The following is a 21,066-nucleotide window of genomic DNA, read 5'->3' on the forward strand; positions in this document are numbered from 1 at the left end:
TTTAAACTTAGAACTTCTTATTCAGCATTAAGCTCATATAAATATTTGATATATTGCAGCTAATTTAAAATACGGCAGGTGCTAATAAGTCATATGGCTGCCATTACAGTATTTATATCATTAACTATGTTTTTATCTATTAAATTAGCTTCCTGCATATTAATCATTATGGCCATAGTTTCCTCGTGGGTAAGGGGTTTTCTGTAAGGCCTCTCTTCAACTAATGCCTGATAAATATCAAGACATGCCATAAGTCTTGAATTGAAATCTAAATCCTTCTCAGTTTTCCCGAATGGATATCCGCTTCCATTAAGTTTTTCATGATGATTTGAAGCCCATTCAGTAATCTCTTCAAAACCAGAAATTTGTTCTAATGCAGCCCTAGTATACCTTACATGTTCCTTCATAATTTCAAATTCATCTTTAGATAGTTTACCAGGCTTGTCTAATATTTTATTTGATATAGCTAATTTCCCTATGTCATGTAAGTCTGCCGCAATAATTAACTTATCTTTCTCATCTTCAGGTACTCTATAGAAATCTGCCATTATGGCTACCTTTTCCGACAGCTCATTGGAATGAATTTCAGTGAATTCAGATTTTGAGTCTATGATTTTAGACATAATCTTTGTAATACACCTAATTTCCATTAAACTTAGTGTTTTACTAAAAGCAGGTGTATTATTTCTTAAGTAAGTCCTTATATTTTTATCTTTTAAATTTTCCCAAAAGTTTTCTTCCTCACAAAGGGCTAAAAAAGCTTCTGCAATTCTAGGAGAATAGGACTTGCCTTTTTCAGAACTTATATAATTTACAATATCCTCTTTAATATTATAATCAGCACCCGTGCCTTTAAATTTATGTTCAATATCGTTAGCTAAGAAAATAATTTGAGACATTAAAGGTATATCCTCACCTTTTATATTAAAGAAACCTGTCCCATCGTACTTTTCGTGATGATACCTTATTACATTTGTTGTATCTGTAAAAAATGGGTAAGGCTTAGCATTATTTTCACCAATTATGCAGTGATCCTTAATATCTTCATTTAATCTGAGTATTCCAATGCCATGAGAAACTAATTCTTCTCTGGAATACACTTCAGCAATTCCATTATCATGCAATATACTTAAAGACACAAGATCGTACCTTTCTTCCTTTGATAAATTAAGTTTTTCTGAAAGCTTTAATGCTATATAAGCTACCTTTTTTCCGTGATTAGATGGAACCCCTAGAAAATCCATTTCTATAAAATCTAAAGCAAAAGAAACTGAAACCAAAAATTCATTTAGATTAAAAACCATAAATATTTCTCCTTAAATTATACATTAGTAATAAAATTTTTATTGTATTATTATACAATTATATAGCAAATGATGTAAATTTATCTATTATAATAATACTACTAATTATAATTATTAGTAGTACTATTATTATAGTTTATGGCTTTCTTAGTAAAAATTATAGATTTAGTATTTATTTATAGCTTTAAATTTTATTAATAAATTCTTTCCATTCACTAAAATCACCTTCAGCTTCAAATTTTTTGTTAAAATAAAGCCTTAGTTTTTCCCTGATTCCGTCATTGTTATCCATTTCATTTTTTCTCTTAAAATAGTCCCTTAAAAGTTCCTGTTCTTCAGCTGATAAATAATAGCTAAAATTTTGATTTGCGTCTTTAAGATCATCTAGAGAAACAGGCGCTTTCTCACTTGCCTCAGATATTACTATGGTTGAGGCTGCATAATCTCCAAGTCTTTTATGTTCTCTAGTAAAAAATATAATTATTAATCCTATTCCAAATATATCAATAAAAACCTTAAACAGATTCCTAATAGCTGAATGCTTTAAGGTAATAGACTGCCCATTGTTTCTGATTGTTCTCAACTTAAGTGCTTTCTTTCCTATTGTCTGTCCATTTCCGGCGAGTTCCATAACTATAAAGTAGCCATAGGTTATAAGTCCATAAAGAAGTAAAGAAATGCCTACTATCCATCCATAATATTTTCCCCAAAAGTCTGGTGAAAAGTAATATATTATAAACATCGCTATAAGTATAAGTAAAACAAACACTCCCTGAATTAAGAAATCAATGGCAGCAGCAGCGCAGCGAGACCCTGCATCAGCTAAGGTATATTCAACTTCTATATTTTCAGGAGTTGTAATCTTAATTTTTTTCACGGTTTACCTCCCATTTATATACAATAACCTCACTATTTGATAAAATAACTATGAGGTGATAAATTTGAAAGAAGAACAATTTATCAAAACTAATTCAAATATATGGAAAGATCTTGAAGACCTTTCTTCAAGAATAAATAAAAAAGGTGTAAAAGCTGTTTCTTCAAGTGACATCAAAAAGTTTTTAAGCTGTTTTAGAGAGTGTAGTCATCATTTAGCCTATGCTAGAACTCACTATGCTGAAAGCAGCATAGTTACTTACTTAAACTCACTTATTAGTAAAAGCCATAGTCAAGTTTATGCTGTAGAAAAGTTTTCTCCTATGGAACTCTTAAAATATATAGGCTATGAATTTCCAAACTTACTTAAGAAATATAGATACTATGTTTTAGCCTCCCTGGGATTTTTTGCACTAGGTTTAGTAATTAGTATGCTGCTTACTTTAGGTAATAGTAATAACGCGGCACTATTTCTCCAGCAAAGCATAGTAGACAGCGTTAAAAGCGGTCAAACTGGTGGAGGCGGTCAATGGAATTACCCTCTAATGTCCAGCACTATTATGTTTAATAATATTTCTGTTTCACTCAGGGCCTTTGTTTTTGGGATTACCCTAGGTATTGGAACAATTTATGTGCTATTTTTTAATGGAGCAACCTTAGGAGCTTTGGCTGGACTAATTTATTTATATGGTGATCCAAAGAATTTCTGGTCACTTATTCTTCCTCATGGAGTGTTTGAGCTTACTGCTATATTTATCTCTGGAGCAGCTGGACTTATAATAGCAAGAAGTATACTCATACCTGGAGAGTATTCCAGAAAACATTCCCTTATAGCCGGAGCTAAAAAATCCGTTTCCCTAGTTATGGGTGTTATTATAATGCTTATATTAGCAGGGATTATTGAAGGCTTCTTTACACCATTAGATATTTCAGCTGGCTCAAAGCTTCTTTTTGCTGGACTAACAGCTTTTATATTAATTTGTTACTTCTCAATTCCTTATGTTGTTAAGAAAAATAATTGAATTTAAACTTATTTTAAAAATGATATCGGTCTTCTCATAATCTAATTATTATATATAACTTTTATTCTTAATCTGAATATATTTATTAATTACGGTTAGTTCTAATTTTTCAGAGGGGCATTCTACGCATAATACTCCTCTTTTATTTAGAAGGCTGATTATCCTTTTTCTTTCCTCTAGAAGTTCAAGTGCAACTCCTTTATCAAACATTTGTTTTTGATTTTTTACCCTTTGAGTACCTATCTCTTCAAGGGATTCATTTTTTATTAGGATTATTACTACTAAATTATTTTTACTTATAATAGGAAGAACCCTTAGCATATTTTCAGCTTCCCCAAGGGTTTCAAAATCTGTGAAGATAAAAATTATACTTCTATGTCTTTCCTTCTTCTTAAAGTAGTAAAAGGCATCATCATAGTTAGAGGTTTCATTAGTGTAATCAATATGATATAAAGACTCCATCATCCTATTTCTGTGTCCAGCTCCTTTTCCGGGAGCTATCATATTATTTACCTCAGTGTTAAATAGCAGCAGTGCCGATTGGTCTCCATTTTGATTTACTATGTCAGAAAGCACTAAGGCTGTATTTACTGCAAGATCTAGTTTCCTTAAGCCGTGTACAGTGTAGCTCATTGGTCTTCCTGTATCTACAAACAGATATACATGTTGATTTTTCTCTGGCTCATATTGGTTTACAATTGGTTTATTTTCTCTTGCCGTGGCTTTCCAGTTGATCTTTCTGTATTCATCTCCTACTACATATTCTCTTAAGGATTCAAAGGAGGAACCCTTGCCAAGCATTTGAATGCTTCGTTGTCCTTGCCTAAGATTTCTATTATTAGTTAAATTAAGTCTATACTTTCTTAAATTCTTTAAATTGGGGTATACCTTATACTCTTTATTTAAAGGAACTTTATACTGCCTTTTGCAGAGCTTCAGCCTCCCATCATACCTAATATGCACTGATTTAAACTCATAGGCACCTCTTTTAGTTGGAATTACAAAATACTGAAAAGTCTCCTTTTTAGCAGGAGCTATTTTCCCCTTCATAATTTTATTCTCTGTTTCAAAATGAAATTCCGGTATTTCATCCATGAGCTCTATATTTATTCTAAATTCACTTCTATTGTAAACTGTAAAGCTTATAACTTCCTTTTCAAATATAGAAAGTTTATCATTTTCATCTCGTGCTACTTCAATTTCTGTTTCTTTAGGAGAAATAAAGTAATCAGTTAATAGCAGAATAAAGCAAATCAAATTATAGACAATAAACATAGTAAGTGAATTTCCTATAAAAAGGCTACCTGCTAAAACCACAATACCTAAAGCTAAAAGGAAAACAAATCTTTTGGTAATGCTCAATATTTTCACCCTTTCTCTATCTAGGTACTTTAATTTTTGATAATATCTCTGTTAATACCTGTTCCACCTTTACCCCTTCAAGCTCTGTTTCTGGCTTTAAAATTACTCTATGCCTTAAGGTAGGATATGCCATTCTTTTAATATCTTCAGGAATTACATAATCTCTTCCATTATAAGCGGCACAGGCTTTAGAACATTGAAGCAGTGCAATAGAACCCCTTGGAGAACTTCCAATATCAATAATTGGATTATTTCTTGTCTCTGCCACAATATTTATTATGTATTCCATAAGAGAGTCCTCCACCATCACCTTCTGTACTTCTTCTCTGCAGTACAATATTTCACCTGCACTGCATACTGTGCTTAAATCACAATTATCTAAGTCTATGCTGGAAAAACCTTCATTGTGTCTTTTTAAAACTTCCTTTTCAGCTTTATTAGAGGGATAGTCTATTATTATTTTCATCAGAAATCTATCTACTAATGCCTCTGGAAGAGGATAAGTTCCTTCATATTCTAAAGGATTCTGTGTTGCAAAAACCATATAAGGCCTTGCTAGTTCCTGCATTTCTCCATCAATGGAAACCGTATTTTCAGCCATTGCCTCCAAAAGACCTGCCTGAGTTTTAGGCGGAGTTCTATTTATTTCATCTGCCAAAAGGAAGTTTGTAAAAATAGGCCCTTTTTTTAACTCAAATTCTCTTGTCTGCATGTTAAATACCTTTGTTCCTGTTAAATCTGCAGGCATTAAGTCTGGGGTAAATTGAACTCTTTTAAAATCAAGGGAAAGAGTCTTTGATAATGCTCTAACCATTAAGGTTTTTGCTAGGCCTGGAACTCCTTCTATAAGCACATGACCACCACTTATAAGACTTATTAAAGCCTGCTCTAAAAGCTCATCCTGTTCTACAATTACCTTTTTCAACTCGGTATTTATTTTCTCCATAAGATCTTTTACTTTGTTATTTTCAAGGTTTTCCAATATGATTCTCTCCTCTGCTCTATAATATTAATTAAGTGCTCTACTATGGCAATTGCCTTAATATATTCCTTTGGCTTTCTTTTTTTATTAATGTCCATGAATTCCTTAAATCTTCTTGCCTCCTTTAGAGAAGGTAAAGACTTACTTTCCCAAAGCTTAAGCCAATTCTCATGATTTGAATTTAACTCTTTTAGAAGCTTTTTATAGAAATTTTCAAGTATTAAGTCATAGCCTTTAGCCTGCCTGTACAGCGCAGCTGAAGAATATAAATATTCATTTTCTGATCTTTCAACTTCTTCGTAGAAGGGTAATGGCCTCCCAAAGCGCTTTCCTTTATAATAAAAAAATGCAGCTAAAGCTATAATAAGCTGATAAACTATAAATTTGGACCAAAGAGGCATATAGTCCCATAAACTCATATTATTGTTTTGTGAGAACAAGTAACTTTCATTAAAGTATATTTTTGCCTTATTATAGCTGCCCATTTCAGATAAAAGTTCATAAGCCCCATCGGTGTTACTCAAAAGGGTTTTGTTAGTTATAGCATTTATATCTGCCCCTATTATTGTTCCTTTGCCGTAGCTATAGATATTGGTGCCTCCCTTTATTTTTGGTAAAACTCCATAATCAAGGATATGTATATTTCCTGAAGATAGGCTCACCAGCACCCCTCCATTGTAAACCCAGTTCTTTATCTTACTACTATTAATGTCAAAGCTTCCTCCTGGAACAACAATTTGAATACTGTTAATATCCTGTATTTCCACAGTACTTATTGATCTATCAATTGGAAGCTTCAAATCCTTCAAAGTCTCATAAAAGATACTACAGCCTTCATTTGATTTGTTTTCTATAGAAAACTGTGGAAGATTATTTCCCATCCTGCTGGATATATAAAAGGCGCCAAACAAAAAAATAGGAATTAATATAAGAAAAATTATTAATTGGTAATCCTTCTTAACTCTCATGCTTAACCACCTCATTCCATATTAAGTTTATATTGCTGTTCCAGACTCTATAGCTTTCGACCTGGATTTCCTTATTACCGTACCAGGACAAATTAAAGCTATCTATAAGAACTTTAAAGTTTTTCAACATATTAAAATTATTTTTCCTTAAAAAACTATAAATTTCTTCATTGGTTTTTGTTTCATCAAGATAAATTATCTTGTTATTATGCATCAAAAGCAGCAGTGACATGAAGTCATATCGAAGTGCCTGTCTAACATCTCCATTTTCATAATAATTTAATGCCTTTTCTCTTAAGCTATTTGGAGTAGTATTTTCATTTATTTTTTCTCCAAGTATTTCTTTTACTTTTCTCTTTCTCTCCGAAGTTTTATTTATTTTTAGAATTATAACTATTATAATTGCTGCAATAATAAGAATGCCAAATATTATAAATACAGTGGAAAGTTCTTCACTATATACTGAAGCCTTATCTACATTAATAAAAATTTTATTTAAAAACTCCGTAAGCCACTTTGTTAAACCCTCTTTGACATTATTAATAAAATCAGAGGCACCATTTCTAAGATGGCTGTAGCTTGGGCTTTGCACTATATTATAAACACCTTTTTCAAATTCGCTTTTAGATGGCATAACTAAACTAATTAGTTTCACTTACTTGCTCCCTTTCATTCTTTAATTCTATTTCCCTTAAACGAAGCTCTAAATCATAACCCTCTTTCTTAAATCTTTGATTATAATAAAGCATAGTAAGCATAATAACATTAATAGGAGTTATTACCATTAATACTATGATACTTAAGGGCCAGCTAACATAATTATAAATCATACTTAAAAATCCAATGTAATCCTGTTTAATACTAAAAAATTTTAAAAGTAAATATATTATACTTGAAGCAGTTCCTAGAATTAAATCTACAGAAAGTCTTAAAACAGTTACTGTTAAAGTGAAAAGTATAGAAGCACCAAGAACTCTTAAGTAGTCTTTCCTTACTAAATAGAAACTCCTTTTTATAGAACTAATAACTCCAGTATTTTCTATAGATAAGGTATGCAGGGAAAATAAAAACCAATTTAAAACAGCTAAAACTGCAAATATAGCAGCTAAAACATATAATATAAATATAATTACTATGACAATTCCTTTTCCTATAAACATATCAGTGTTAACATTATTAATATTGAAGGAGTTAGCTAAAACATATCCCAGACCTCCAAAAGCAGCAAGTACCGGTAACAATGCAATAGTACCAATTATTATTATGGCATAAACCTTAAATAAACTTTTGAAAGAAGCTTTAATTGCTGTGTGAGCATAAATTTTTTCCTTAGTAAATTCGCTGCTTGATATTTTTATAATTCCTATGCCATTACTTAATAGAAAGGCTGCAAGAAACAGAATAAAGAAGGAAATAATTATAACTTCTAATACAATATTTTGAGTTCTATCTATAACAGCAGCAAAGATAGCAACCAAAATACTAGCTAAAATAATGCCTATAAAAGTAAGCACCGCATATCCAAAACTAAATAGCGCTATGCTTTTTATATTTTTTCTTAATATATCAATAGATCTATCCATTATTTCTGAAAGATTCATGAGTCTCATAGCATATCCCCTTTAATACATAGAAAGTAATAAATTTTATGTTTATTTTACTATATTTCCTTGGAAAATAAAAGGAGAATCATTAAGTTAATTACATAAAACTATTAGACGGGCTAGGCTCATAAGCAGCTGAATCTGCATAGTGGATTATTAATTAAAGACTTATATAATAATCCTTCAACATTCCAGTAAGCTTAGGGAGTTACCCGTCTAAATCTTCTTACATTTCTTCCTTATTTTCTGTCTTTTTACTTAGAAGCTCCATAAGATCAACGCCAGTAAGTGCCTTTACTGTTTCAGGCAGCTGTGACATTATGTCACTGACATAGCCCGTTACTTTTGCTGCCCCCTTGCCTTCTCCATTACCACTGTCAACAATTACAATTTTTTCAGTCTTGGATAATGGTTCAGCTACGGCTTTAGCTATATCTGGAAGCTTTTCTATAATCATTTGAGTCATTGCAGCATCATTGTAAAGTTTAAATGCCTCAGCTTTTTTAGTCATGGCTTCTGCTTCAGCTATACCTTTTTCTCTTATAATATCTACCTCAGCCATACCTTGAAGTCTTAAAGCGTCAGCTTTTGCCTTTCCTTCAAGCTCAATAGACTTTGCTCTAGCTTCTGCATCAGCAATTTCTTTATATTTTACAGCATCAGCCACTTGAACTTGTTTAAATTTATCAGCTTCAGCTTGCTTTCTAACTGTAGCTTCAAGTTCTCTTTCTTTTCTAAGGGATTCTTTTTCAGCTAGTTCAATCTCTTTTTCCTTCTTAGTTATTTCTACCTGAACTGTTGCATCTGCAAGTTCCTTTTCTTTTAACTTTCTTGTAATTTCAACCTGCATTTGGGTTTCAGTTACTTCTTTTTTAACCTTATTAGATTCAATTTCATAAGCAAGGTCAGAAGTAGCTTTTGCAATTTCTTGCTCTTTTCTATAAGCTTGAACCTTTAATTCCTTTTCCTTACCTGATTCTGCTATTTGAGTTTCTGATAGAAGCTTTGCAGCTTCACCCTCTCTGAAGGCTTCAGCTGTTTTTATCTTTGTTTCTTTGTTTGCATCTGCTTCAGCTATTAAAGCATCTCTTTTAACTGCAGCAATTCTTGGCTTACCTAGAGCTTCTAAATAGCCGTTCTTATCAGATATATCTTTAATAGTTAATACCTTTAGTTCAAGACCCATTTGTGCTAAATCTAAAGCTGCAACTTCTTGAACATGAGAGGCGAATTTCTCTCTATCTTTATATATTTCCTCTACAGTCATTTTAGAGACAATTTCACGAAGTTTTCCTTCAAGAACGTTTTTAGTAGTATGTTCAATTACTTCTAAAGTATGCTGCAGTCCATTTGAGGTATTAAACTGCTCTGCAGCAGAAAGAATCGATTCTGTATCGGACTTAACTTTAACAACAGCAACACCATCAGCTGTAATGCCAACTCCCTGTCCAGTTAATGCTCCATCAATTCGAATTTCAATCTGCATGTTTTCAAGGGAAATTTTATCTGTCCTCTCAAGTAGAGGCACTACAAATCCTCCACCACCTGTTATAACCCTTTTCTTAAGTCCTGTAATAACTAACGCCTTATCTTGTGGCACTCTTTTCCATAAGGAAAAAAGGCTTAGAATTAAAAGTATTAGTACCCCAACAATTATCCCCGCAATCATATACACTTGCATTTAAATCTCTCCTTTTAATTTTTATCATTTAATGGTTCTATATAGAACACATTATTCTTAATTTCAAAAATTATTACTTCTTCTCCTTGCGCTACATATTTCTTAGCTACATGCTGTGCTGGCGCGTTGTATTTACTTCCATTTACAACATAAGCTATAGTTCCATAGCCGTTTTCCATAATAGGAGAAATAACTTTGGCAACTTTGCCTATAAGGCTTTTCTCAGAAACTGAACTTGTATTTTGAGCCTTATAAAGGGGAAGTACAACAAACTTATAAAGTAGAAAAGAAACCAATAAACCTAGAGTTAAAGCCACAATAAATAATAATACAGGATTGATGCCATAATAAGTACCGATCATTCCAACACCACCAAATACAGTTATTAAAGACATAACTGTTATTGGCTTTATAGGAAATACATTAGCTGAAGAACCTGTATGACCATCTACATGACCATCTATATGTGGATGAAACCCTATATTAGTGTCTACATGTGTGTCGATATGGGTGTCAATATGACCGTCTATGTGAGCGAAACCAAGTAATCCACCAAGCAAAAAAGTGACTACAGTATAAATTACCCCCACAAAAAAGATAACTGAGTAAATAAATAGCATTTTTTACCTCACCTCCCTATATTAGTATAACATATTTTGGTTATTTTTTGATTATGTTTATTGTATAAAAATTCCTTTGTTTTATACCTTATAATATGGTATTTAATAACCATTTATATGTTATTTATAATTGTACCATATATTGTTATTTCTTCAAATTCCAATTAATTTGAATTTGTTAATACCCAGCACACCAAATCAAATTAGCATTAATTAGCTTCATCAATCTATTTATTTCTCAAAATATTGCACCATTACAAAATTTTTTTTTAGATATAAAAAAGGTATGCAATTATTATATTGCATACCTTATATTACTTATTTAATTAATAAAACTATTCAAGCTCAGAAGTGCAGTGTGGACATCTTGTTGCATCCACATGAACAGTACTATAGCAGTATTTGCAAAGCTTAGTATTTGATGGTGCTGGTTCTTCTTCCTTCTTCTTAGTAAAACGATTTATTAGCTTTATTACCATAAATATTGAAAAGGCAATTATTAAGAAGTCAATAACATTATTTAAAAACACTCCATAATTTAAAGTAGCTGCTCCGGCACCTTTGGCCGCTTCAAGAGTTTTATAATGCCCTCCGTCTAAAGGCAAAAACAAATTTGTATAGTCAATATTTCCTAAAATTAGTCCAATAACTGGCATTATAATATCGCTAACCAGTGATGAAACAATTTTTCCAAAAGCTCCACCGATAATTACACCCACAGCTAAATCAACAACATTGCCTTTCATGGCAAATTCCTTAAATTCCTTCCACATGAAACCACTCTTCCTTTCCTCGATTGTGAAAATTACTACTTTATGATTATTATAAATAACTAATTATTAAGTTTCAAGAGTAGCATTACTTAACTATACCAATTGGAACTTAAGAAATTGATCCGAAACAATTGAAATTTTTAATTCATTTTAAAAGTTAATATGCAAGAAAAACGGCGTTTTTAATAGTAATGCATAGAATAATGCAGCAATTTGCTGTAAATTGTCCTTTCTTCACTTTGACAAGGTAAAGTATTTTTCTTAATATGTATATGGCTTGTGAGCCATATACATAAGTCATAAGACATTTTGAAAGGAGTTAACTACATATGGATTCTATTTTTAGAAAAAAAGATGTAGCTTCAATTTTAGAAAGTAAAAATACAGCTGAAAAGACCTTAGGTGCCTTTGATGTAACCCTAATGAGTATTGGTGCTACTATAGGTACTGGTGTAATGGTGCTTACTGGTCTAGTGGCATCTAGGGACGCAGGTCCTGCTGTTGTATTTTCATTTATTGGGTCAGCTATTGTATGTATATTAGTAGCACTTTGTTATGCTGAATTTGCATCTTCAATACCTTCCTCAGGAAGCGCATATGCATATATATATACCTCTCTTGGAGAGATTGTTGCTCATTTAGTGGGCTGGTCATTAATAATTGGATATACCTTAAGCACCGCTACTGTTGCTGGCGGCTGGGCTGCTTACTTTAATGGCCTATTAAAAAGTATTGGAATTATTCTACCTTATAAGCTTACAAACATTCCAAGCAATGGAGGACTAATAAACCTTCCTGCAGTACTTGTAGTTTTACTAGTTACCTTCCTATTATCAAAAGGAACTAAAGAAAGTAAAAAAATTAATAACTTAATGGTTATTATAAAACTTGCAATTATATTTTTATTTTTAGTTGTTGGAGTATTTCATATTAATGCTCAAAACTGGCATCCTTTTATGCCCTTTGGAATTAAAGGCGTTTTTGCTGGAGCAGCTTCAGTATTCTTTGCCTTCACTGGCTTTGATGCCGTTTCTACCTCTGCAGAAGAGGTTAAAAATCCCCAAAAAAATCTTCCTAGGGGAATAGTTTCTTCACTAATTACTTGTACCTTAATTTATATAGTAGTTTGCCTTGTTTTAACTGGTTTAACAAGCTATACAAAGCTAAATGTAGCAGATGCCATGTCCTTTGCTCTTAGCAGCGTTAATCAAGGTTGGGCAGCTTCAATAATTTCTGTAGGTGCAGTTATAGGAATAATAGCAGTTATGCTTGCCTATAGTTATGGTGCTTCCCGTATATTATTTTCAGTAAGCCGTGATGGACTTTTACCAAAGGCCTTTTCAAAAGTAAATAAAAACACAAATGTACCAACCCTTTCAACTTTAGTTGTAGGTATTGCTGGTGCATTAATGACAGGCTTAGTTGATTTAAAACAGCTTGCTGATTTGGCTAATATAATTCTCATAGGAACCTTTATGCTTGTTGCACTTTCTGTAATTGTGTTTAGAAAATCCCATCCTCACATAAAAAGAGGCTTTACCGTTCCTTTGGTACCAGTGCTTCCTATGTTTGCAGTACTATGCTGTTTATTCTTAATGTATAACCTGTCTCTAATGACTTGGGTTTACTTTGCAGCATGGCTTTCAGTAGGAACTATAATTTATTTCACCTATTCAAGAAAACATAGCAATTTAAATCTTACAAGGCATCCAGTTAAGCAATTAAAGAAGACTGCCTAATAATTAGAAAGATTGACTTTTTAAAACTCATCTGACTTGAAAATAACTTTCAAAGCAGATGAGTTTTAAATATTTAAATTTACAATTGACTCCTTGCAGTAAATACTGTATTTTATTTTTTAAAGGGGTGTTAAGTATGAATAGATGTCCTTGGTGCGGAACTAATGAACTTTATGTAAAGTATCATGATGAAGAATGGGGAGTCCCAGTACATGACGATAGAAAGCACTTTGAATTTTTGGTTTTAGAATCAGCTCAAGCAGGTTTAAATTGGCTTACAGTTCTTAAGAAAAGAGAAAATTATAGGATTGCCTATGATAATTTTGAACCTTCAAAGGTTGCTGAGTACGATGAAAATAAAATTGAAGACTTAATGCAAAATGAAGGAATCATTAGAAATAGAAAGAAAATAGAAGCCTCTATTAATAATGCAAAGCTTTTTCTCAAAATACAAAAGGAGTTTGGAAGCTTTGATAAATATATATGGAGCTTTGTAAATAATAAACCTTTGGTTAACCATATAGAGGATATTAGTAAGGTTCCTGCTACTTCTGAGCTTTCTGATAAAGTAAGCCTGGACTTAAAAAAGAAAGGTTTTAAATTCTTAGGAAGCACAATAATTTATTCACATCTTCAAGCTACAGGAGTTATTAATGATCATTTAAGCAGCTGCTTTAGATATGAAGAACTAAAAGATTTTAAATAATGGCTTTTATGCTAAAAAAATAAAAACAAAAGAGAACACTGAAGTAATTTATATAGATGCCATCAGTGTTCCCTGTGTTCAGCCTGTTTAATGCACAATAGTCTATTTACCGGAAATATCTAGGTGAAAATACTGACATATTATTTAACGAATTGATTATCTTTAAAATTTCCCACTTGAATTTCTCCATCTGTAAAAATATACATGCCTTTTCCTTCTCTATAATCATCCTGCCATTGACCAATATATTTTTCTCCGTCATTCCAAGTATGTATTCCTTCACCATGTCTTAAATCATTTTCCCAGTGACCCGTATAGGTGTCACCATCTGACCAAGTATATATACCTTCACCGCACTTTTCACCATTCTCCCATTGACCTACATACTTTTCACCATCTGGCCAAGTATAAATACCATAACCATGCTTTTCATCATCTTTCCATTCGCCTATATATTTTTCACCGTTAATCCAGGTATGAGTTCCCTGTCCATCCATTTTGTCATCTTTCCAATGACCAACGTATCTACTACCATCCTTATATAGGTAAATTCCTTCTCCATCCATCTTTCCGTCTTTTCTCTCACCAAAATAGGTTCCACCATGGACATGCTCTGTAGCTGGCTCCTTAAAATTATTATTTTTTATCCTTTTAATTTCACTTTCGCTTAACTTTAGTTTATTCATGTTTGAGTTCTCCTTTGTTCTAGCACTTATTATTTTGATATAAGCTTATTTTAAATTAAATGGATATATTTATCTATAGTATATTATTATAAATATTTAAGGTTTCTCAACCTTCCCCATAAATATTATAAGCCCTGTTTTCTTATCAGCAACAGCATATATAAAAGGTCTGTCGACAGTAAAATCAATAGGTTTATCAACTTCAATCCCTAATTGGTCCATTGCAACCTCTGTTGCAGCAGCTGCCTCAGTGCCTGCCTCATTAACATCCATATAGCATTTTTGTTTTACATATCTAACATACAGCTTTTCCTTATCTGTAATTTTTGAGAAATCCGCACTTTCAGAGCTAAAGGCGTCTTTCATGCCAAAGCCTTGAAGCATTTGATTTAACTCATCCTCATATTCAATTTTAAATTTAGGCAGATTAATATTTACTTTTGTATGTTTAAAATCATTTTCCCAATTATTCCAATTATCATATGTCATACTCTGCATCAACTTATCTGTACTGTTGCCCTTGTTTGGCAGAAAAATATAAAAACCAAATCTATTATCATCATAAGAAAGTCTTGCAGCTGAAAAATCCTTAGCCTTAAGATAATCTACTGAAAGAACCCCCTTCATCATATCAACATTTACCTTTGAACCATCACTTAAGTTAAAGACTTCCTTAGTAGTATCTTTTTCTTTGAATGGCTCTGCCCACTTGCCTTTAAAATATATAGTATTTATAAGAACCATAGTGACATTATCTAAATTTGTATTTAGCTTCTTAATTCTTCCGAAAGTTTTATCTGACACCCACTTATTTATGGCATTTACTGCAGCGCTTTTATTAAAATCTACATTATAGATTTCTGCTTCATAATTCTCTCTACCTATAATTGTGAAATCATCTCTCACGTTTATACCCTTTTGTATCCAAATAGAATTTGCCATATTAATATTAACAGCATCTAAGCTATTGAAATGAGCAATAACTTTTCTATAGTTGTCATTTATTGTGCTGTCATTAATACCATTAAGCTCAAGTGCAGACAGAATTTCTTCCTTAGTCTTATTTGCTGCTCCATTTTGTGTCATGGCTAAAACAGTATTTAAACTTAACGGAGAAATAACTATATTAGTATTTTTATGGGTTTGCAGTTCATAATTTAAAAATTTAAAGGCACCTTTGTTGTTTGCATTGCTTATATTATCCACGTTACTATCCAATTCCTTAGCCTTTATAGAATATTGATTTTTTATTGTACCAGACTTTTTCATCCCACAACCAGTAAAAGCTAATATAATAGCAGGAACTAATAAGAAAGCTGCCATTGATTTGAATTTATTCATTTTTCTCCTCCTTGTATTCCTTATACTGTACTTGACAATTATTATTGTTAAGCTAAAGAAACTCAGGATCCTATAGTGTATTATAATAAATATTTAAGGTTTCTCTACCTTACCCATAAATATAATTAGCCCTGTTTTCTTATCAGCTATTGCATATATAAATGGCTTATCTGCAGTAAATGCAATGGGATTTGTTACCATCCCAGCCTTCATTACAACCTCAGTTGCTGCAGCTGCCTCCGCGCCTGCCTCATTGACATCGATATAACATTTTTGTTTTACAAGGTCAATATATTGACTATTATCTGTCATTTTTGAGAAATCCGCTCTTTCATTAAATGCATCTTCCATGCCAAAGCCTTGAAGCATTTTATTTAGCTCATCCTCATATTCAATTTTAAATTTTGGCAGCTTAATATTTGCTTCTACTCTTTTGAAATCATTTGTCCACTTTTCCCAATTATCATAAGTCATACTCTGGATTAGCCTATCGGTGCTGCTTCCCTTATCTGGCAGAAAAATATAAAAACCAAAATTATTATCCTCATAAGGAAGTCTTACAGCTGAGAAATCCTTGCCCTTGAGATAATCTGCTGAAAGAATGCCCTTCATCATATCAACACTTACCTTTGAACCATCATTTAAATTAAAGGTCTCCTTAGTAGTATTTTTTTCAATAAAGGACTCAGCCCACTTGCCTTTAAAGTATATAGTGTTTATAAGTACCATAGTGACATCATCTAAATTTGTATTAAGCTTCTTAATTTTTCCTTGAGTTTTATCAGACACCCATTTATTTATGGTATCTACTGTAGTGCTTTTATTAAAATCTACATTATAGATTTCTGCTTCATAATTTTCTCTGCCTATGCTCTTAAAGTCATCTCTTACCTTAAGATTCTTCTGTATCCAAATAGAATCTGCCATATTAACATTTACGCTTTTTAAGCTATTAAAATTAGCAATAATCTTTTGATAGTTTTCATTTATAATACTATCATTAATACCATTAAGCTCAAGTGCAGAGAGAATTTCTTCCTTAGTTTTATTTGCTGCTCCATTTTGTGTCATTGCTAAAACAGTATTTAAACTTAATGGAGAAATAACTATATTAGTATTTTTATGGGCTTGCAGTTCATAATTTAAAAATTTAAAGGCAACTTTGTTGTTTGCATTACTTATATCTTTTATATTACTGTCTAGTTCTTTTGCCTTAATGGTATATTCATTTTTTATTGAATTATCCTTTTTCATTCCACAGCCTATACAAGCTGCTGCAATTGCAGAAACTAACAATAAAGCTGTTATTCCTTTAACCTTACTCATAATTTTCCTCCTTAAAGTTATTCCTTTTTAGCTTATAAAAGTAAATACGAAATTATTTGTAAATAGTTACCATGCTCTATGCCTTAATTAGTCTATATATTCCTCCATCAATTTATCAATTTTCTCCTGCAGCTTTAGCTTTTCACTGCATAAGGCGTTTAATTTTTCATAATCACAGGAAAATTTGCTGATTTGTTCTTCTAAAGAATTTAAATTTACCTCTAATTTTTCTATTTGCTCTTCTAGGTTCTGTTTTTGCCAATGATTCATAGATCTTTCCATTGGTTTAGCCGGCTTTGTTCTCTTTGTTTTAGAAGTTTTTGCTCCAGCTTCATAATTATTAGTTAAAGTAATTACTGAACTTTTAAGCTGCGTAGACTTTTCTTTATAGTATTCATAATTACCATAATAGGAAATAATAGAACCTTGTAGTAATTCCACTACTCTGGTTGCAGTATTATTTATAAAATATCTATCATGAGATACAAACAGCAGCGTACCTTTAAATTTATTTAGAAATTCCTCTAATTCCTCCTTTGAGTCAATATCTAAATGATTTGTGGGCTCATCTAAAATTAAGAAGTTAACTTCATTATACATAAGCATTGCTAGCTTTAATCTGCTTCTTTCACCACCTGAAAGTGCTCCTACCCTTTTAAAAACTGATTCACCAAAGAACATATATTTTGCAAGATATTCTCTTGCTTTACCTTCACTTATAACATTCGCTTCTCTAAAACATTCTAATATAGTCTTATTCTCATCTTGAAAGCTTATATTTTGAGGCAAATATCCTAATTTTATGGAACTTCCTAGAGACGCTGTTCCAGAATCCGCCATATCAATACCTAGCAAAATTTTGATTAAAGTACTCTTCCCACATCCATTTGATCCAATTAATGCTATAGCTTCACCATTCTTTATTAACAGTTCTGCATTTTTTAAAAGCACTTTTTCACCATAGCGCTTGTATAAATCCTTAATAATAACCACATCATTTCCAGCTCTTCCTGCTGCATTGACATTAATACTAATGCTATCTCTTTCAAGCTTTGGTTTATCTATTCTCTGAAGCTTATCCAGAAGCTTTTGCATGCTGGTTGCTCTTTTAAAAAATTTTTCGTTGTCCCCTCTATTTCCCCAATCTCTTAGCTGAGAGATTGAGTTTTCCATTGCTTTAATCTTTTTCTGCTGATTTAAGAATGCCTCCATCTGCAGCTGCAATTGCCTTTCCTTCTCCTTTACAAAAGCGGTATAATTACCAGAATAGACTATTGATTTCATATCCTCGATTTCTATTATTTTTGTTACTACATTATCTAGGAAGTATCTGTCATGTGATACGATTATCACCACACCTTTATACTCTTTAAGATAGGACTCCAGCCACTCCATTGCATCTAAATCCAAATGATTTGAAGGCTCATCTAAGAGTAATATATCAACCTTCTGAAGTAATATTTTCCCTAGGATTATTGTAGTTTTTTCTCCGCCGCTAAGCTCAGAAAATAATCTTTCCTTAAAATTATTATTTATCTTTAGGCCAATACAAACTTTGCTTAGCTTCTCTTCTTTTTCATAACCGCCTAAACTCTCATAGAGAGTCTGTAATTCAGAATGCTTATTAAGTAATTTCTGCATATTGGCCTCATCTGCATTAGAAAGCTTATTTTCTATTACTTCTAATTCACTGTGCAATGCATCCACCTTTTCAAAGGCTGAATTTAATACATCAATAACCTTAAATTCATCTGGATAAATTGGAAGCTGATCCAGATAGCCTATGGTTGATCCCCTTCTTATTGACAACATTCCACTATCATAGCCTTCAAGGCCAGTAATTATTTTTAAAAGTGTACTTTTCCCACAGCCGTTACTTCCAATGATGCCTACTTTTTCAGTGCTTAGCACCTCAAAGGTTATATCATCTAAAATCTTAGCGGCTCCGTAGTACTTTTGTAATTTATTTAAAGCTAATTCTATCATTATTTCTCCACCTCATTCTTCGTCGGAGCACTGGGTTGTTGAAGACAACCCGTTAAAGCCCATTTAGGGCTTTAATGACCAACTGTCTATTTTTAACTTTCCTTTTTCCTAACTAAAAATAAGCCCTCTGTTATAGCTCTTTAATAAAGAGAAAAACAGTAAAAGGCTTATGGAAGAAAGTGTATTATTTTTAAAAAAGTAAAAACTAAAAGGACTCAAAGCATAAACCTTGAGTCCTAAAAATCTTAACTATCAGCAATAAAAATTCATATATAATCAATACAGCTAATTGAAAGATGTAGAATCATGGATTTATACAATAGTTAGTACTTACTCTAAAAATGGACGCACTTCTCCCGTTGAAGCTTGAATTTGCGCTTTTTGTAACAGAGCTGCTGTATTGCCAATGTTTGTTTAAAATAAAATTAGCAGTACCAACTATATTTCCCATAATCTACCCTCCTTACATTCCTCATGTTCTTTTTATAGTCAAATATATTCTACATTAAATTTTGGCAAACTTCAATACATTTTTAATATTGCGAAAAATACTGTGCAATTTAATACCAATATTTTATAAATTATAAATTATCATAAAAAGTGCCAGTGGTAAAATTACTGCGGCAAGAGAAATGTTCCCATGCCACATTTTTTTCTAAATTCAGTAGCAAAAATCATTCAGCCTTAATATTATATATCAGAACTTAGTAGTAAGTTCAAGTGAAAATAGGAAGGGGCGTATATACATGAAACATGAGTATGGTGAATTAATATCAACTTCATCACAAAAAGTCGGACAAGATTTAAATAAGTTATTTACTAATTTATTAAATGGTAAACTTAAGGTTGAAGGAGAATCTGTATTACTTCCAGGCGATTTAGAGCTTGAAGTAAAAGTTAGATATAAGGTAACTCCAGAAGATGACGCATTTTCTGTTGAAATTTCATGGGAAAAACCAAACCCAGAAGAAAATTTAGAAGACGATTAATATATTTTAAAGGGGGCTGTTCCCCCTTTATTAGATTATAAAGGAGATGGTTATATTTGGAGAACATTAATTCGGAACCTATTTCTGAAGTTCTTAAGTTTTATCCTATTCAGGTTTTATCTATAAAAAACAATTCCTATAAAGGTAAAAAAGGTGTTTGGTTTATTAAAAGCTCAAGTGGTTTAAAGGTATTAAAAAAAATATCCAATTCAGAGGCTACCTTAAAATTCATACTATCTGCTGTAAATTATCTTGTAAGTAACGGCATAAATATACCACAAGTTAATAAAACGATAAATGGTGATGAATACGTTAAATACAATGGAGTGTGCTTTGTACTATCAGACGCAGTAGATGGCATAACTCCAGATTATAATAATTCAAAGGAATTAGCAGCCATAGTAGAAGGCCTTGCAAATTTTCATAGGGCATCTATAGGTTTTAAGGTCCTTGAGGGAACAAAGCCAAAAGACCACCTCGGTACCTGGATTGAAGAATACAATTATCAACTTGAAGACATGAATAAATTCTATAAAGAAGAACTTATAAAGCCACAAAGTAATGAAATAGGCAAGTTAGTAAAAAGTGATTTCCCTTACTTTTATGAAAGAGGTCAAAGAGCAATTGAGGGCTTAAAGATGGGTGAATATGCTGCTTGGGTTAATAAAATTAAAAACACTGGAGGACTTTGTCATCAAGATTTTGCTTCTGGAAACTTAATTATGACTTCTTCAAAATTCTATATTTTAGACACAGATTCTTTAACCTTAGAAATACCAGCAAGAGATATAAGAAAAATACTAAATAAGATACTAAAAAAACATGGCAGATGGGATATAGCCCTTGTTACAAGGATATTAAAGTATTATCAAAGTAAAAATCCACTAACTAAGGAAGAGTGGCAGGTAGTTAAATATGATTTAATGTTTCCTCATCTATTCCTTGGAGCAATGAACAAATTTTATTATCAAAGGGATAAGGAATGGTCTATTGAAAGCTATACTAAAAAAATCAAAGATATGTATTCCTTCGAAAAAACTATTGATCCATTATTAAATAATTTTAATATGATTATAGAAGAAGTAGTTCACAATTAATACA

The 21,066-nt window shown here is 31.8% G+C and carries 20 protein-coding genes; 5 read left to right on the forward strand and 15 right to left on the reverse strand.

Features of this window, described 5'->3' with window-relative positions:
• Window positions 1-89 precede the first annotated feature (89 nt).
• A complete protein-coding gene (locus tag ACJDUH_RS17820) occupies window positions 90-1,304 on the reverse strand; it encodes an HD-GYP domain-containing protein (protein ID WP_406766568.1) in 1,215 nt (404 codons plus the stop codon).
• A gap of 184 nt (window positions 1,305-1,488) precedes the next feature.
• On the reverse strand, window positions 1,489-2,181 hold the full coding sequence (locus ACJDUH_RS17825; RefSeq protein ID WP_406766569.1) for an RDD family protein: 693 nt from the start codon (window positions 2,179-2,181) through the stop codon (window positions 1,489-1,491).
• A gap of 64 nt (window positions 2,182-2,245) precedes the next feature.
• On the opposite strand from ACJDUH_RS17825, the gene ACJDUH_RS17830 reads away from it, so the two are divergent.
• Window positions 2,246-3,202, forward strand: coding sequence for a stage II sporulation protein M (locus ACJDUH_RS17830; protein ID WP_406766570.1), 957 nt, complete (start codon window positions 2,246-2,248; stop codon window positions 3,200-3,202).
• Window positions 3,203-3,250: 48 nt separating this feature from the next.
• Here the strand turns inward: ACJDUH_RS17830 and ACJDUH_RS17835 are convergent, their stop codons facing one another.
• The 8 genes from ACJDUH_RS17835 to mscL all read right to left on the reverse strand — a co-directional run bounded on the left by ACJDUH_RS17835 (window position 3,251) and on the right by mscL (window position 11,192).
• Window positions 3,251-4,564, reverse strand: coding sequence for a DUF58 domain-containing protein (locus ACJDUH_RS17835; RefSeq protein ID WP_406766571.1), 1,314 nt, complete (start codon window positions 4,562-4,564; stop codon window positions 3,251-3,253).
• Between the two features lie 16 nt (window positions 4,565-4,580).
• Window positions 4,581-5,546, reverse strand: coding sequence for an AAA family ATPase (locus tag ACJDUH_RS17840; RefSeq protein ID WP_479723060.1), 966 nt, complete (start codon window positions 5,544-5,546; stop codon window positions 4,581-4,583).
• Complete coding sequence (locus ACJDUH_RS17845; RefSeq protein ID WP_406766572.1) at window positions 5,519-6,514, reverse strand: hypothetical protein; 996 nt, start codon at window positions 6,512-6,514, stop codon at window positions 5,519-5,521. The genes ACJDUH_RS17840 and ACJDUH_RS17845 overlap by 28 nt, the downstream gene beginning before the upstream one ends.
• Window positions 6,504-7,169, reverse strand: a complete 666-nt coding sequence (locus ACJDUH_RS17850) for a hypothetical protein (RefSeq protein ID WP_406766573.1) — start codon at window positions 7,167-7,169, stop codon at window positions 6,504-6,506. The genes ACJDUH_RS17845 and ACJDUH_RS17850 overlap by 11 nt, the downstream gene beginning before the upstream one ends.
• Window positions 7,156-8,124, reverse strand: coding sequence for a DUF7847 domain-containing protein (locus ACJDUH_RS17855; RefSeq protein WP_406766574.1), 969 nt, complete (start codon window positions 8,122-8,124; stop codon window positions 7,156-7,158). The genes ACJDUH_RS17850 and ACJDUH_RS17855 overlap by 14 nt, the downstream gene beginning before the upstream one ends.
• 220 nt (window positions 8,125-8,344) lie before the next feature.
• Window positions 8,345-9,799 carry a flotillin family protein gene (locus ACJDUH_RS17860; protein ID WP_406766575.1) on the reverse strand — a complete coding sequence of 485 codons (1,455 nt, stop codon included), beginning with the start codon at window positions 9,797-9,799 and terminating at the stop codon, window positions 8,345-8,347.
• 14 nt (window positions 9,800-9,813) lie between these two features.
• Window positions 9,814-10,419, reverse strand: coding sequence for an NfeD family protein (locus ACJDUH_RS17865; protein ID WP_406766576.1), 606 nt, complete (start codon window positions 10,417-10,419; stop codon window positions 9,814-9,816).
• Window positions 10,420-10,754: 335 nt separating this feature from the next.
• The gene (mscL, locus tag ACJDUH_RS17870) at window positions 10,755-11,192 is read right to left on the reverse strand and encodes a large conductance mechanosensitive channel protein MscL (RefSeq protein ID WP_406766577.1); all 438 of its coding nucleotides are present in this window, start codon (window positions 11,190-11,192) and stop codon (window positions 10,755-10,757) included.
• 329 nt (window positions 11,193-11,521) lie between these two features.
• Here mscL and ACJDUH_RS17875 point away from each other — a divergent pair, with 329 nt between their 5' ends.
• On the forward strand, window positions 11,522-12,931 hold the full coding sequence (locus ACJDUH_RS17875; RefSeq protein WP_406766578.1) for an amino acid permease: 1,410 nt from the start codon (window positions 11,522-11,524) through the stop codon (window positions 12,929-12,931).
• Window positions 12,932-13,067: 136 nt separating this feature from the next.
• Window positions 13,068-13,637 (forward strand): DNA-3-methyladenine glycosylase I, encoded by a 570-nt coding sequence (locus ACJDUH_RS17880; protein WP_406766579.1) that lies wholly within the window; start codon window positions 13,068-13,070, stop codon window positions 13,635-13,637.
• 140 nt (window positions 13,638-13,777) lie between these two features.
• Here the strand turns inward: ACJDUH_RS17880 and ACJDUH_RS17885 are convergent, their stop codons facing one another.
• The 5 genes from ACJDUH_RS17885 to ACJDUH_RS17905 all read right to left on the reverse strand — a co-directional run bounded on the left by ACJDUH_RS17885 (window position 13,778) and on the right by ACJDUH_RS17905 (window position 19,427).
• Window positions 13,778-14,323: an MORN repeat-containing protein gene (locus tag ACJDUH_RS17885; protein ID WP_406766580.1), complete on the reverse strand. Its 546-nt coding sequence runs from the start codon at window positions 14,321-14,323 to the stop codon at window positions 13,778-13,780.
• Between the two features lie 96 nt (window positions 14,324-14,419).
• Window positions 14,420-15,664 (reverse strand): serpin family protein, encoded by a 1,245-nt coding sequence (locus ACJDUH_RS17890; protein ID WP_406766581.1) that lies wholly within the window; start codon window positions 15,662-15,664, stop codon window positions 14,420-14,422.
• A 93-nt stretch (window positions 15,665-15,757) separates the two neighbouring features.
• The gene (locus ACJDUH_RS17895) at window positions 15,758-16,990 is read right to left on the reverse strand and encodes a serpin family protein (RefSeq protein WP_406766582.1); all 1,233 of its coding nucleotides are present in this window, start codon (window positions 16,988-16,990) and stop codon (window positions 15,758-15,760) included.
• Window positions 16,991-17,077: 87 nt separating this feature from the next.
• A complete protein-coding gene (gene abc-f, locus ACJDUH_RS17900) occupies window positions 17,078-18,976 on the reverse strand; it encodes a ribosomal protection-like ABC-F family protein (protein ID WP_406766583.1) in 1,899 nt (632 codons plus the stop codon).
• A 304-nt stretch (window positions 18,977-19,280) separates the two neighbouring features.
• Window positions 19,281-19,427, reverse strand: coding sequence for a hypothetical protein (locus ACJDUH_RS17905; RefSeq protein ID WP_406766584.1), 147 nt, complete (start codon window positions 19,425-19,427; stop codon window positions 19,281-19,283).
• A gap of 295 nt (window positions 19,428-19,722) precedes the next feature.
• Between ACJDUH_RS17905 and ACJDUH_RS17910 the strand changes: the two genes are divergently transcribed.
• Both ACJDUH_RS17910 and ACJDUH_RS17915 read left to right on the forward strand, forming a co-directional pair.
• Window positions 19,723-19,965, forward strand: a complete 243-nt coding sequence (locus tag ACJDUH_RS17910; RefSeq protein ID WP_406766585.1) for a hypothetical protein — start codon at window positions 19,723-19,725, stop codon at window positions 19,963-19,965.
• 56 nt (window positions 19,966-20,021) lie between these two features.
• Window positions 20,022-21,062 (forward strand): CotS family spore coat protein, encoded by a 1,041-nt coding sequence (locus tag ACJDUH_RS17915; protein ID WP_406766586.1) that lies wholly within the window; start codon window positions 20,022-20,024, stop codon window positions 21,060-21,062.
• Window positions 21,063-21,066 lie beyond the last annotated feature (4 nt).

It is taken from the genome of Candidatus Clostridium radicumherbarum, from assembly GCF_045310525.1.
Classification (GTDB): Bacteria; Bacillota; Clostridia; order Clostridiales; family Clostridiaceae; genus Clostridium_AT; species Clostridium_AT radicumherbarum.